This is a genomic window from Dysgonomonas sp. ZJ709, assembly GCF_011039195.1.
In the GTDB taxonomy this organism is placed as follows: domain Bacteria; phylum Bacteroidota; class Bacteroidia; order Bacteroidales; family Dysgonomonadaceae; genus Dysgonomonas.
The window spans coordinates 106,759-121,850 of record NZ_JAAKEM010000003.1; the positions used below are offsets into that span (position 1 = coordinate 106,759).

The 15,092-nt window shown below is 36.7% G+C and carries 10 protein-coding genes; 9 read left to right on the forward strand and 1 reads right to left on the reverse strand.

Features of this window, described 5'->3' with window-relative positions; translation table 11 throughout:
* Nucleotides 1–18 precede the first annotated feature (18 nt).
* A complete protein-coding gene (locus G7Y56_RS03815; RefSeq protein ID WP_165041217.1) occupies nt 19–621 on the reverse strand; it encodes a SagB/ThcOx family dehydrogenase in 603 nt (200 codons plus the stop codon).
* 152 nt (nt 622–773) lie between these two features.
* On the opposite strand from G7Y56_RS03815, the gene G7Y56_RS03820 reads away from it, so the two are divergent.
* The 9 genes from G7Y56_RS03820 (at nt 774) to G7Y56_RS03860 (ending at nt 15,072) form a co-directional block, all read left to right on the forward strand.
* Entirely contained in the window at nt 774–2,000 is a 1,227-nt protein-coding gene (locus tag G7Y56_RS03820; RefSeq protein ID WP_165041219.1) for a DUF4105 domain-containing protein, read from the forward strand.
* Between the two features lie 17 nt (nt 2,001–2,017).
* Nucleotides 2,018–3,598 carry an alkaline phosphatase family protein gene (locus G7Y56_RS03825; RefSeq protein ID WP_165041221.1) on the forward strand — a complete coding sequence of 527 codons (1,581 nt, stop codon included), beginning with the start codon at nt 2,018–2,020 and terminating at the stop codon, nt 3,596–3,598.
* Between the two features lie 42 nt (nt 3,599–3,640).
* Entirely contained in the window at nt 3,641–6,940 is a 3,300-nt protein-coding gene (secA, locus tag G7Y56_RS03830; protein ID WP_165041223.1) for a preprotein translocase subunit SecA, read from the forward strand.
* 228 nt (nt 6,941–7,168) lie between these two features.
* Entirely contained in the window at nt 7,169–9,727 is a 2,559-nt protein-coding gene (gyrA, locus tag G7Y56_RS03835; RefSeq protein WP_165041225.1) for a DNA gyrase subunit A, read from the forward strand.
* A 21-nt stretch (nt 9,728–9,748) separates the two neighbouring features.
* Nucleotides 9,749–11,032: a lipopolysaccharide assembly protein LapB gene (locus G7Y56_RS03840; RefSeq protein WP_165041227.1), complete on the forward strand. Its 1,284-nt coding sequence runs from the start codon at nt 9,749–9,751 to the stop codon at nt 11,030–11,032.
* A 230-nt stretch (nt 11,033–11,262) separates the two neighbouring features.
* Nucleotides 11,263–12,357 (forward strand): methylmalonyl Co-A mutase-associated GTPase MeaB, encoded by a 1,095-nt coding sequence (meaB, locus tag G7Y56_RS03845; RefSeq protein WP_165041229.1) that lies wholly within the window; start codon nt 11,263–11,265, stop codon nt 12,355–12,357.
* A gap of 117 nt (nt 12,358–12,474) precedes the next feature.
* On the forward strand, nt 12,475–13,437 hold the full coding sequence (locus G7Y56_RS03850; RefSeq protein WP_165024800.1) for an ROK family protein: 963 nt from the start codon (nt 12,475–12,477) through the stop codon (nt 13,435–13,437).
* Nucleotides 13,438–13,586: 149 nt separating this feature from the next.
* Nucleotides 13,587–14,753, forward strand: a complete 1,167-nt coding sequence (locus tag G7Y56_RS03855; protein WP_165041232.1) for an AIR synthase related protein — start codon at nt 13,587–13,589, stop codon at nt 14,751–14,753.
* Between the two features lie 136 nt (nt 14,754–14,889).
* Entirely contained in the window at nt 14,890–15,072 is a 183-nt protein-coding gene (locus G7Y56_RS03860; protein ID WP_165024805.1) for a hypothetical protein, read from the forward strand.
* The last annotated feature ends 20 nt before the right edge of the window (nt 15,073–15,092 follow it).

Genomic DNA, 15,092 nt, shown 5'->3' on the forward strand with positions numbered 1-15,092 from the left:
TTATTCCATAAGAAAAATTTACTTCACATAACCCACGGCTTGAACTAAAGATATCTCTTGTTTATCAGATAATTTCATTGCATTATGAAGGTCAGGTCTCTTAAATGAAGCACGTACAACAGCTCCTAATCCATTCGATGCTGTATATAAGTATACATTTTGTGCAATAAATCCGGTATCGATAAACCCAGCTTCTCTATTTGAAGCCTTATCCAGATTTATTACATAAATAAGTGATAATGCAGCATTATTCGATATATTAGGTTGATTCAGAGCATCTCTAAAATCACCTTTCGCATGTAATTTCAATACATTATCTTTCGCATGATAAAAATATATACCATGGTCGAACATTACATATACATCTATTTCCTGACGATTTTGAGAAGATGGTACAGTCCGTTTATCTTCTCTGTTGAACCCATAGGCAGCCCAAAGTAAATCAGAGAGTGTTTTTGTTGGCAAATCTTTCTTTATAAAATCTCTGTGAGACTGTCGCCCATCTAAAGCTTCCATCAATGGTTTTCCGCCTGTTTTTGTTGGTGATACTAATTTTATATCCTGTGCAAATAGAGAGATTCCGGATAATAGCAGACATACTGTGAATAATAATTTTTTCATTGTTTAAGCTGTTGGTTTAGTTTTATTACTATTAGTGTTGTAAATTATATTCAAAGAAAACACCTTTTTGTTAAAAGTATCTATGCTTTTTACTTTTTTAAGCACCTAATATGATTATTTTTGTACTTTCCAATTAATACAATTGTACAGACATGGTAAGAATACTCATCATATTTTTCGCATTAATAATAAGTTTTTCAGATGCATCTAAAGCTCAGCCCTTTTCATCTGAAATACCCCTAGAATTAAGTGATTCTGCACATATCAGTGTTTTAACCAGTGCACCATGGGCAGAAGAAGCTTATGCTGTTTTCGGACATTCAGCCATGCGGGTATATGACCCTGTATATGGCATTGACATTGTTTTCAACTATGGACTGTTCGACTTCAATAGCCCCAATTTCATATATCGATTCACTGCCGGCGAAACCGACTATATGGTTGGCGCAGTTAGTTTTAAACGGTATCTACCTGAATATGAATACAGAGGAGTAGCTGTTCACGAACAAATAATTAACCTTACAACAGCGGAGAAACAAAAAATATGGACTTTCTTACTAACAAATGCAGAGCCTGAGAACCGTGTGTATCGCTATAATATTTTTTATAATAACTGTACCACTAAGCTTGCTGATATTATTGAACAAAATATCGACGGTAAAGTAATTTATCCTCAAGATACTAAATCACAGACTATTCGTAATATGCTTTATGAGCATATAGATAAACAACCTTGGTTAATGTTTGGTATTGATCTTGTTATTGGTAGTGGTGCGGATAAACCAATCACAATCAGAGAAAAGATATTTTTACCTGCATACGAAATGGATATATTCGACCAAAGTCATATTTTAAACAGCGATGGAACAACCAGACCTTTAGTTTTAAAGAAAAATCTCATATTGGAAGATACTAATTCGGATATTATTTCTGAAAATAATTTCATTTCAAGTCCTCTATTTGTAGGTTTAATTCTTTTAGCAATATCAGTCCTTGTTTCAATATACGGATATAAAAAGAAGCGTGCAATTTGTACTGCATACGACTTCATCCTGTTTCTAACAGCAGGTATTGGTGGGTGCATCATATTTTTCATGATGTTCTTTTCGGTACATCCGTGCACTAACCCCAATTGGAATATTGTGTGGCTAAATCCACTTCAATTTATATTCGCATTTTTATTCTTTGCAAAATCCCTCTCAAAGTGTGTATATTATTATCATTTTATTAACTTTGCGGTGTTAATAGTATTTCTTTTGGCATGGTGTTTGATTCCACAGCAATTAGAAATAGCTTTCATACCAATAATCTTGGCTATTGCATTAAGATCGGGAATGAGGGTTTTACAATATAAAAAGTTAAAGCAAAAAGCTGGATAACAGCTTATTCAGATATAATGATTAGAATAATAACGTCTCTTGTAGCAGTACTTACTATTACCTCAATTCAGGCACAAACATCTGTGCGTGAGACTCCCAAACTGATAATAGGTATTACTATCGATCAACTACGAGGCGATTATCTCGAACTATTTCAGGGCACATTTACCGAAAGAGGCTTCAAACGCTTGCTGAGTGAAGGTTTAGTATATCAAAATATTAAGTTTGAATTTCCCAATCTTGATGATGCATCAGCAATTACCACTATTTATACAGGTGCAACGCCGTTTTATCACGGCATTGTGGGTAATAAGAAGTATCAGGTAGCCAAACAGCAAGAAGTCTCAACTTTTGATGATACCAACTTTATCGGGAATTATACACAAGATAAAGTATCACCTCTTGCCATTAAGTCGTCAACCATCACAGATGAGTTAAAAGTTGCTTCTCAGGGTGGCTCTGATGTATATTCGTTTGCCCCCAATGCATCACAAGCATTAATTACAGCAGGATGTGCAGGAAATAGCGCATTCTGGGTAGAAGATTATTCGGGTAAATGGGCTTCTTCAACTTATTATAAGAACTTCTATTGGGTTGTAGATCAAGAAAACAGAAGTACTACATCTTATGCCGTACGAGCATGGAATATGATGTGGTCTCCACTATTAAATGCCGCTGATTACAAAGCATTTCCATATAGCCGTACAGCTTCTTTCCAACATAGCTTGGGAGCTGACAAAGAGACATACAAGTTATTCAAGCAGACCCCGATAGTTAATGAGTCTGTAACAGATATAGCTACTAAACTACTGGTTAAAGCTGAATTAGGCAAACGAATCAATCCGGACTTCTTGTCACTTACCTATTATGCAGGTAACTACCCTAACATCGAAGATTATTCTATCGAATTGCAAGATACCTATGCCCGTTTAGACAGAGATATCGAAAAACTACTGGATGAAGTAGATAAAACTGTCGGATTAAGGAACACGCTTATATTCGTAACATCTACAGGGTATTACAACTCAAACAGTAAAGATACAAAAGACTTAAACCTTGCAGGCGGAACATTTTATGTCAACCGATGTGAGGCTCTTTTGAATATGTACTTAATGGCTATTTACGGAAAAGATAACCAATGGGTAGACAAATACTATAATGGACAGATATACCTTAACAGAAAACTGATTAAGGATAAAAATATTTCATTACGCGAAATACAACAAAAAGCAGCTGAATTTGTAACCGAATTTTCGGGAGTACAAGAGGTCTATACATCGCACCAGATACTACATGGTGAATGGAACCCTGTTATGGAATACTACAAAAATGGTTTTACCAGAGAAACATCAGGGGATCTTTTTGTAGAAATTCAACCGGGATACAAGATCGTAAATGAACAAGATGCTTCTTTCAAAGAGAAACAAGTTCGGAACAATGCAGTCATTTGTCCTGTTATATTCTTTGGTAATGGCATTAAGCCTCAAAAAATTAAAAGAACTATAAAGGCTACTGAGATAGCGCCAACAGTTACTCATATAATGCGGATACGTTCGCCTAATGCCGCAACAGATGAAGCGTTATCAGAGTTATTATAACAAGAACAAATTATAAAAATTAAAATAAAACAATTTAAATATATGGGATTCACCGATTTTTTATCAAAACTATTTGGAAACAAATCTCAACGAGATTTGAAAGAAATAAATCCGCATGTAGACCGCATCAAAGCTGCCTATCCTGAGATAGAGAAACTTTCGCATGACGAATTACGTGCAAAAACCGTCGAAATAAAGCAAACAATACAAGATTATGTAGCTGCTGAAAAGACAAGAATTGAAGAACTGAAAGCAGGGATCGAAGATCTGGAAATAGATCAACGTGAAGAAGTATGGGCAGAGATAGATAAACTGGAAAAAGAAATTACAACGAAATATGAAGTAATACTTGATGAAGTGCTTCCTGTTGCTTTCTCCATAGTAAAAGATACAGCTCGTCGCTTTACACAAAATGAAGAGATAGAGGTTACAGCTACTGATTTTGACCATAAACTAGCACAAAGTCATGATTTTGTGCACATTGAAGGCGACAAGGCTGTTTATCAAAATCATTGGGTAGCCGGAGGTAATGAGATTGTATGGGATATGATCCACTACGATGTACAGCTGTTTGGTGGTGTTGTTCTTCATAAAGGTAAAATTGCAGAAATGGCTACCGGTGAAGGTAAAACATTAGTCGGTACTCTTCCTGTATTCCTTAATGCATTGACTGGAAACGGAGTGCATGTCGTAACAGTAAATGACTATCTGGCTAAACGTGACTCGGAATGGATGGGACCGTTGTATATGTTCAATGGCTTGTCGGTAGATTGTATCGACAGACACCAACCAAACTCTGAAGCTCGTCGTGAAGCCTATAGAGCAGATATTACATTCGGAACAAATAACGAGTTTGGCTTCGATTATCTACGTGATAACATGGCTATTAACCCCACCGATCTTGTTCAACGCAAACATAACTACGGTATTGTCGATGAAGTTGACTCGGTACTAATTGATGATGCTCGTACTCCATTGATCATATCTGGTCCAATACCAAAAGGCGAACAACAGCTATTTGAAGAAATTCGTCCACGTGTAGAGATAATAGTTAAAGCACAAAGAGACCTTTGTACTAAGTTGTTAGCTGATGCCAAAGCGAAAATGGCTTCTGACGATAAGAAAGTACAAGAAGAAGGTGCATTATTCCTATACCGTTCATTCAAAGGACTACCTAAAAATAAACCTCTCATCAAATTCTTAAGTGAGCCGGGTGTTAAAGCAACTATGCTGAAGACTGAGGAGCATTATATGGCTGAACAAAACCGCAATATGCACATTGTTACAGATGAGCTATATTTCACTATAGATGAGAAGAATAACAGCATCGAATTAACAGATAAGGGTATTGACTTATTAACTGGAAATTCTGATGACCCTCAATTCTTTGTACTTCCTGATATTGGCTCTCTACTTTCTGAATTAGAAAACGAGACAATCTCTGATGAAGACAAAGCGTTGAAGAAAGATGAGTTAATGCAAAACTATTCTGTTAAATCAGAACGTGTTCACACAGTAAATCAATTACTTAAAGCATATACTTTATTCGAAAAAGATGACGAGTATGTAGTAATTGACAACAAAGTAATGATTGTAGATGAGCAAACTGGTCGTATAATGGACGGTCGTCGCTATTCTGACGGATTACATCAGGCAATAGAAGCGAAGGAACGTGTAAAAGTAGAAGCTGCTACTCAAACATTTGCAACTATCACTCTGCAAAACTATTTCCGTATGTACAATAAGCTTTCGGGTATGACCGGTACAGCAGAAACAGAAGCAGGAGAACTTTGGGATATCTACAAATTGGATGTGGTGGTAATTCCTACCAACAGACCAATTTGCCGTAACGATATGAATGACCGTATCTACAAAACAAAACGCGAAAAATATACTGCCGTTATAGAAGAAATCGAAAGATTGATTGGCGAAGGTCGCGCTGTACTTGTTGGTACAACCTCTGTAGAGATATCGGAATTACTAGGAAAGATGCTTACCATGCGTAAGATCAAGCATAATGTATTGAATGCCAAGCTACATCAACGAGAAGCTGAAGTAGTATCTCTTGCAGGACAACCAGGAGCAGTAACAATTGCAACCAATATGGCTGGTCGTGGTACCGACATCAAGTTAGCACCCGAAGTTAAAGCTGCCGGAGGTCTGGCAATCATTGGTACAGAAAGACATGAATCTCGTCGTGTAGACCGTCAGTTACGTGGTCGTGCAGGTCGTCAGGGAGATCCGGGATCATCTGTATTCTACATCTCTCTTGAAGACGATTTGATGCGTTTATTTGCATCTGAGCGTATTGCCGGAATGATGGACCGCATGGGATTCAAAGAAGGTGAAATGCTTGAGCACAATATGCTTAGCAAGTCTGTAGAACGTGCACAAAAGAAAGTGGAAGAAAATAACTTCGGAATACGTAAACGTCTACTTGAATATGATGATGTGATGAACTCGCAACGTGAAGTTATCTATACTCGTCGTCGCCACGCACTTATGGGCGAACGTATTGGTATTGATATCGTAAACATGTTCTACGATACAGCTGTTGATCTTGTAGATCAATACACTAATAATCTTGATTTTGAAGGCCTTAAAATAGATACTCTGCGTATTCTTGCTGTAGAATGTCCGTTCGATGAATCAACTTTCCGTTCGGCCAGACCAGAAAAGCTTGTAGATATGCTATTTGAAGCTGCTGTTCAAAATTTCAAGAAAAAAATGGATCGCTTGGCTGAAGTAGCAAATCCTGTTATTAAACAAGTATTCGAAGAGCAAGGTGATAAATTTGAAAATATATTGATTCCGATTACTGATGGTAAACGAGTTTATAATATATCTTGCAATTTAAAAGAAGCTTATGACTCTCAATCGAAAGGTATAATCAAATCATTCGAAAAAGCAATTGTATTACATACTATTGACGAAGAATGGAAAGAACACCTTCGTGAAATGGACGAACTGCGTCATTCGGTACAAAATGCTAGTTATGAGCAAAAAGACCCACTATTGATCTACAAATTAGAGTCATTTACATTATTCAAAACAATGTTGAGTGGAGTAAACAGCAAAACTGTAACAATTTTGATGCGTGGACAAATCCCTGTTCGCGAACCGGAACAAGTGAGACAAGCTGCTCCTGAGCAAAAAACAGACTATAGCCGCTATCGTACCGAGCGTAGCGATATGGATGATACTCCACAACATTCAGGTGAACAAGAACCTCAAAGACCTAAATTAGCACCGGTTCATGTTGACAAAAAACCTGGAAGAAATGACGTCTGTTATTGTGGTAGTGGCAAGAAGTATAAAAACTGCCACGGACAAAATGAATAATACAATTATAGCTAATATAGAGAAACATAAGTAAGTTTCTACTATAGAATATTTCTAATAAAAAGCCTGATGAAGTTACTCTTCATTAGGCTTTTTTGTGGCATATTTTCTTTCTTAATACAAAGAAAATTTGTATCTTAGCATACTTTTTGAATTTACATCAACACCTTTATTAATAGGTGATATACAAACATCTGACAATAAAAAATTTATACTATATAATTAGCAATGGCAGAAGATAGAATTATTAAAATCAACATCGAAGATGAGATGAAATCGGCGTACATAGACTATTCAATGTCTGTGATTGTAGGTCGTGCTTTACCCGATGTTAGAGACGGGTTCAAACCTGTTCACCGTCGTATACTATTTGGTATGAGTGAACTAGGTAATGCATCAAACAAACCACATAAGAAATCAGCCAGAATTGTCGGTGAAGTATTAGGTAAGTACCACCCTCATGGTGATTCATCTGTTTACTTCGCGATGATACGTATGGCCCAGGAATGGAGCTTACGTTATATGTTGGTTGACGGACAAGGTAATATGGGGAGTGTTGATGGCGATAGCCCTGCTGCTATGCGTTACACCGAAGCCCGATTAAGCCGTCTGGCAGAAGAAATGCTGAAAGATATCGACAAAGAAACAGTCGACTTCCAGCTTAACTTTGATGACACCTTAAAAGAGCCGACAGTTCTTCCTACACGTGTTCCCAACCTATTGATCAATGGAGGGTCAGGTATCGCTGTAGGTATGGCAACTAATATGCCTCCGCATAATATGACTGAAGTCATAAACGGGACTATTGCATATATTGAAAACCGAGATATTGATATTGACGGTTTAATGCAATTTATTAAAGCTCCCGATTTCCCTACTGGAGGATTTATTTATGGCTATCAAGGTGTTAAAGATGCTTTTGAAACTGGTCGAGGACGTGTTATTATGCGTGGACGTGCCGAGATAGAGATGGAAGGTAACTATGAGAAAATAGTTATAACTGAAATCCCTTATCTTGTTAATAAAGCTGAACTAATCAAGCATATAGCGGAATTAGTTGGTGACAAGAAGTTAGACGGTATCAGCAATGTCAATGACGAGTCTGACCGTGACGGTATGCGCATCGTGGTTGACGTTAAGCGTGACGCTAATGCAAATGTTGTTCTAAACAAATTATATAAACTAACAGCATTACAGACCTCTTTCAGCGTAAATAATATTGCACTGGTTAAAGGACGTCCTCAAATGTTGAATCTTAAGGATATGATCTCTCTGTTTGTTGAACACAGACATGATGTTATTATCCGTAGAGCTATATACGATCTTCGCAAAGCGGAAGAACGTGCTCATATTCTTGAAGGACTTATTATTGCATCAGATAATATAGATGAAGTAATAAGGATTATCAGAGCATCTAAATCGCCACAAGAAGCGATGGAAGGGCTGATTAGCAAGTTTAATCTGTCTGAAATTCAATCTCGTGCTATTGTAGAAATGCGTCTACGTCAATTAACTGGATTAGAGCAGGATAAGCTACATAACGAATATAATGAAATTCAAAAATTAATTGATTATTTGAATGAAATTCTATCGAATGAAGAACTTTGTATGCAAGTTATCAAAGATGAATTGATAGAAATAAGAGATAAGTATGGTGACAAACGCCGTTCAGAGATTGTGTATGCTTCGGAAGAACTGAATCCGGAAGACTTCTATTCTGATGATGAGATGATTATCACGATTTCTCATTTAGGCTATATAAAACGTACTCCTCTTACAGAATTTAAGGCTCAAAACAGAGGTGGAGTGGGAGCTAAAGGTTCTGTTACACGCGACGAAGATTTTATTGAGCATATATATCCGGCATCAATGCATAACTATATCTTACTTTTCACTCAAAAAGGAAGATGCTATTGGTTACGTGTATATGACATTCCTGAAGGAACTAAGAATTCTAAAGGAAGAGCTATTCAAAACCTCCTTAATATAGAAGCAGATGACAAGGTTACTGCATTTATTCGCGTTAAAGGACTGAATGATTCAGAATTTGTCAATAATCACTTCCTTGTATTCTGTACAAAACAAGGAGTTATCAAGAAAACAAGACTTGAAGCTTATTCTCGTCCACGTCAAAATGGAGTTAATGCGATTACTATCCGTGAAGATGATAGAGTAATAGAAGTTTTAATGACTGACGGAGACAGCGAAATATTAATAGCGAACCGCAATGGTCGCGCCATACGTTTCCATGAAGCAGGTGTACGCGAAATGGGACGTACTGCGACAGGTGTACGTGGTATGCGTATCGATGAAGACGGACAAGACGAAGTTATAGGAATGCTTGCCATGTCGAAAGAAGCGCAACAAATTGAAACCATCATGGTAGTCTCTGAACTCGGCTATGGAAAACGTACTCAGCTCAATGATGTGGATGGCGAACCGGTATATCGTATCACTAGTCGTGGAGGAAAAGGTGTAAAAACTTTGAATATTACAGAAAAAACTGGTAAACTTGTATCCATAAATAGCGTTACTGACGAAAATGACTTGATGATCATTAACAAATCGGGTATTGCTATTCGTATGAAAGTATCTGATCTTCGTGTAATGGGACGTGCTACACAAGGTGTTAGACTAATCAATCTTGAAAAGAGAAACGATGAAATCGCATCAATATGTAAAGTTATGTCTGAAACCGACGAAGAAGAGATAGTTGACATAGATGGAGTGGATATTATTGATGTAGATACAGAAACAACAGATAATAACAGCGAAGAAAATAATTAAATAACTAAAAAACAATAATTTATGAAGCGTACCCTTTTAGTAGTATCACTATGCTTGGTTGCCGGCTTCTCTTTTGCTCAAAAAAAGGCAGTAAAGGAAGCTAAAGCAGCAATGAAAAGCAATGTAGCAGAAGCTAGAGAATTGATAAAACCTGCACTAACGGATGCTGAAACGATGAATGATCCGGACGCATGGAAATTAGCCGGAGATATCGAATACAAAGCTTTTGATGATGAACGCTCGAAAGAACAACTGAAAGAAGTTACAGGTAAAGGTGGTGACGAAGAAGCAATGTATGTTGGTCTATTTAATATGTATGATCCATATATAAAAGCTGATGAGTTAGGACAAGTACCTGATGAAAAAGGCAAAGTAAAAAATAAAGTACGAAAAGATATCATCAGAACATTGAAAGATGCACATCCATTTTACATAAATGGTGGTGTTTATTACAATGATAAGAAAGACTTCGCCAAAGCAGCTGACTTCTTCGAAAGATACTGGGAACTTCCTGGCCTTGAAATATTTAAAGAAGACCCTAGTGGCTTCAATACAAGTGATAGCATCTTCCAAACAATTAAATATTATGCTATTATTAGTGCAATTCAGGCGCAGGATCATCCTCGTTCTATCAGATTGCTAAAGAAGATCAACGCAGAACCATATGTAGCAAATAGCACATACAAAGAAAGCGACACATACGAGCTATTAGCTAGTGAATATCAAACTGTTGGAGACAGTATTGCTTTCGTAGCAATATTGCGCGAAGGTGCTCAAAAATTTCCTACAAATCAATATTTCACGCCAAATTTGATTAATGAATTCATTAAAGCTGGAAAAACTAACGAAGCTATGGACTACTTGGATCAAGCTATTGCCAATGCTCCAACAACTTCATGTGATTTATACAGTGTGAAAGCTTCATTATATGCTGAAAAGAAGGATTATGTAAAAGCAGGTGAAGTATATGATGCTGCTATCAAAGCTGATCCAAACTGCGAAAGAGCTCTTGAAGGATTAGGGGTACTATATGTACTACAGGCTCAAGACCTTAAAGAGAAAGCTGGCCAAACAACAAACAGAAAAGAACAATCTGAATTAGATAAACAAACAGCTGACATGTACCAAAAAGCATTACCTTATCTTGAAAAATATCGTGATATACTAAAAGGTAAAGCTGAACCGGACAAATTAGATATCAAACAAGCTTTGATGAAATTGCAAAATGTTTATTACAATCTTAGTTTGTTAAATGTAGACAAATCGAAAGAACTAGATCTTATTGACAAAGAACTTGCTCAATAATTGATTCTAGCAAATAATAACATAAAAGCATCTGAGATTAAATACTCAGATGCTTTTTTCTTTTAAACTCTCTACAGTGCTATATTTGCATGAAGTTATATTAAATTCTGCTAGATAAAAGTTATATAATTACTATTATGTTTAATTATTGATTTGATTAATTATAACCCTTTCCTTTCCTAGTAATTTTTAGTACATTTACTTTTAAAATCATATAGCAATAAGAATATATGGAACATATAGAAAATGACAATCAATTTCAAGGGTTACGAGTAAACAAAGGCATCGGTGAGCAGCCTACTGTAAATCCATATTTAAATAATTTCAAACGATTCAAACGTAAATCATATACTGTAACAGAATATGTTGATGGAATATTAAAAGGAAATATATCTATTCTAAGCCAAGCAGTGACTCTAATCGAAAGTTCAAAACCAGAACATCAGATTATTGCACAGCAAGTTATCGAAAAATGCTTGCCTTACTCAGGTAATTCTGTACGAGTTGGTATAACCGGAGTTCCCGGTGCAGGAAAAAGCACATCAATAGATGCTTTTGGTATGCACATCCTAAAGGATAATTGTAAACTTGCAGTTCTGGCTATAGACCCATCAAGTGAGGTTACTAAAGGAAGTATTCTTGGTGACAAAACACGGATGGAACAGCTTGCTGTACAAAAAAATGCATTTATTCGCCCTTCTCCTTCTGCCGGATCTTTGGGCGGAGTAGCTCGTAAAACGCGCGAAACAATTGTTTTGTGCGAAGCTGCAGGATTCGATCGCATTATTGTAGAAACAGTTGGTGTCGGACAATCTGAAACAGCAGTACATTCAATGGTAGATTTCTTTCTGCTTATCCAATTAGCTGGTACTGGCGATGAATTACAAGGAATCAAGCGAGGTATTATGGAAATGGCAGACGGCATAGTAATCAATAAAGCTGATGGAAGCAATATAGAAAAAGCTAAGCTTGCTCAATCGCATTTTAAGAATGCGCTCCACTTGTTTCCCCTACCCGAATCTGGCTGGCAGCCGAAAGTATTAACTTACTCAGGATATTATGGCATTGGAATATCGGAAGTATGGGATATGATCGATGAATACGTAGCTTTCGTCAAAAAAAATGAATATTTTCGTCACAGAAGGAATGAACAGTCTAAATTCTGGATGTACGAGACGATTAACGAGAAACTAAAATCAAATTTCTATAACAATCCGACAATACAAGCCGAACTAAAAGATTGTGAACAGCAAGTTTTGAGTTCCAGAATGAGTTCTTTCATTGCTGCAAACAAGGTACTTGACACATATTTGAAACAATCTTGATCAAAATTCTACATTATTCCTGCTTTCGAGCTAATTTTTATCACAGAATAATTATATTTGTAGACCATAAAATAAAAATATAAATTTTCATTGTTGAATTAACATAAATATAAAATCATGGAGAAACCATACGCTATTGGAATTGACATTGGTGGTACTAATTCCGTTTTTGGTGTTGTTGATAAAAGGGGGCATATCATAAATCAAGGCTCTATCAAAACTAGTACATATAAAGAAATTAATGACTATGTTGCAAATCTTGCTGCCGGAGTCCAAGAAATTATGGATCAGGTTGGTGGTGCTGCTAATATCAAAGGAATTGGAGTTGGTGCTCCTAACGGAAACTTCTTTACAGGATGTATAGAATTTGCACCAAACTTACCATGGAAAGGTGTTATTCCATTGGCTCAAATGCTAACAGACAAACTTAATGTTCCTGTTGCTCTTACAAATGATGCTAACGCTGCTGCTATCGGTGAAATGACATACGGAGCGGCTCGTGGTATGAAAGACTTCATTGTAATCACATTAGGTACAGGTGTTGGTAGTGGTATTGTTGTTAATGGACAACTTGTTTATGGACACGATGGTTTCGCCGGAGAATTAGGACATACTACTATCCGTCGTGATGGACGCATATGTGGTTGTGGTAGAAAAGGATGCCTCGAAACATACAGTTCTGCTACAGGTGTTGCGCGTACAGCAAGAGAATATCTTGAAACAAAAAAAGATCCAAGTCTTCTTAGAGAACTTAAACCTGAAGAGATCACATCGAAAGATGTATACGATGCAGCAGTAAAGGGTGATAAACTGGCTAAAGAAATTTTTGAACTGACAGGACAACTTCTTGGCGAGTCTTTTGCTGATTTTGTGGCATTCTCTAGCCCTGAAGCAATAATTTTATTCGGAGGTCTTACTAAAGCCGGTAAATTGATCTTTGATCCGGTACGCAAACATATGGAAGAAAACATGCTTCCTATTTACAGAAACAAGATCAAACTTCTAATGTCGGAGCTTAAAGAAAGCGATGCTGCCGTGCTTGGTGCAAGTGCATTGGGATGGGAAGTGAAAGACTATTGATTTAGATATAATTGATACAAAATACAGGAACAGTCTGCAATTCATTTTGCAGGCTGTTTTCTTTTATTAGCTAGTGATAAGCATTGCCATATTGCCTAAAATTATCTACCTTTGTTTTCTCAATTTATAACCATTTATATATCTCCCAAATGAGCGATCAAAGATACAACCAGCGCGGTGTTTCAGCATCAAAAGAAGATGTGCATAATGCAATAAAAAACATTGATAAAGGCATTTTTCCTCAAGCATTTTGTAAAATAATACCTGACATATTAGGTGGAGATCCCGAATATTGCAATATTATGCATGCTGATGGTGCAGGGACTAAATCGTCACTGGCATATATGTATTGGCGCGAAACAGGCGATATATCTATATGGAAAGGCATTGCACAAGATGCTCTGATAATGAACATCGATGACTTATTGTGTATAGGTGCTACAGACAATATTCTACTCTCGTCAACCATCGGTCGAAATAAAATGTTAATACCAGGTGAGGTTATCTCTGTTATAATAAATGGAACAAATGACTTATGTGAAGAGTTATCGGCTTTGGGAGTAAATATCTATCCTACTGGTGGCGAAACGGCTGACGTTGGTGATCTTGTGCGCACAATTATAGTAGATAGTACTGTTACATGTAGAATGAAGCGTAGCGATGTCATATCGAACGACAAGATACAGGGTGGTGACGTAATTGTGGGGCTTTCATCATCGGGGCAATCTACTTATGAAAAGGAATACAATGGCGGAATGGGAAGCAACGGACTTACATCTGCACGTCACGATGTATTCGCTAATTATCTGGCAACCAAATATCCGGAAAGTTACGATTCCAGCATTCCTGCTGACTTAGTTTATTCGGGTAATATGAAACTGACCGATACTATAGATGGGTTAGATATAGATGCCGGTAAACTGGTGTTATCCCCTACCCGCACCTATGCCCCCGTTATCAAACAAATACTGGAAAAATTACGCCCGGAAGTACATGGAATGGTACATTGCTCGGGCGGAGCACAAACAAAAGTACTTCACTTTGTAGAGAATGTAAAAATCACGAAGAACAACATGTTCCCTGTACCACCTTTATTCAAGCTGATACATGAACAATCGGGTACAGATTGGAAAGAAATGTACAAAGTATTCAATATGGGGCATCGCATGGAGATATATTTGGCTCCGGAATATGCACAAGAAGTAATCGATATATCTAAATCATTTGGAATAGACGCTCAAATCGTCGGATTTGTAGAAAAATCTGATAAAACTGAATTAGTAATCGAAAGTGAATTTGGTACCTTCAAGTATTAAGCAAATATACTCATTTACAAACCTTATAGTTACCAACTTTTTATTTAACGTCCATTAACTTTGTTGTGTGAAAATACCGTTTATATTTGCAAGTGAACAAATGATTGTTTAACTCAAATAAAAAAACATATACAATATGAAAAAAGGATTTATGTCAGCTATCATGGCCATTGCCCTTCTTGCTTCTACTGCTGTAATGGCTCAAGATGCGAAAAAAGATGCACCTAAGGCTAAAACAGAAAAATCAACTTGCACAAAAGAGAAAAAAGATACAGAGAAAAAGTCTTGCTGCTCTAAAGAAACTAAAGACAAAAAATAATATATCTTACTAAGATGATA

Coding starts and splice junctions, on each gene's coding strand:
- G7Y56_RS03815 (WP_165041217.1), bottom strand. CDS start 621: ATGAAAAAATTATTATTCACAGTATGTCTGCTATTATCCGGAATCTCT.
- G7Y56_RS03820 (WP_165041219.1), top strand. CDS start 774: ATGGTAAGAATACTCATCATATTTTTCGCATTAATAATAAGTTTTTCA.
- G7Y56_RS03825 (WP_165041221.1), top strand. CDS start 2,018: ATGATTAGAATAATAACGTCTCTTGTAGCAGTACTTACTATTACCTCA.
- secA (WP_165041223.1), top strand. CDS start 3,641: ATGGGATTCACCGATTTTTTATCAAAACTATTTGGAAACAAATCTCAA.
- gyrA (WP_165041225.1), top strand. CDS start 7,169: ATGGCAGAAGATAGAATTATTAAAATCAACATCGAAGATGAGATGAAA.
- G7Y56_RS03840 (WP_165041227.1), top strand. CDS start 9,749: ATGAAGCGTACCCTTTTAGTAGTATCACTATGCTTGGTTGCCGGCTTC.
- meaB (WP_165041229.1), top strand. CDS start 11,263: ATGGAACATATAGAAAATGACAATCAATTTCAAGGGTTACGAGTAAAC.
- G7Y56_RS03850 (WP_165024800.1), top strand. CDS start 12,475: ATGGAGAAACCATACGCTATTGGAATTGACATTGGTGGTACTAATTCC.
- G7Y56_RS03855 (WP_165041232.1), top strand. CDS start 13,587: ATGAGCGATCAAAGATACAACCAGCGCGGTGTTTCAGCATCAAAAGAA.
- G7Y56_RS03860 (WP_165024805.1), top strand. CDS start 14,890: ATGAAAAAAGGATTTATGTCAGCTATCATGGCCATTGCCCTTCTTGCT.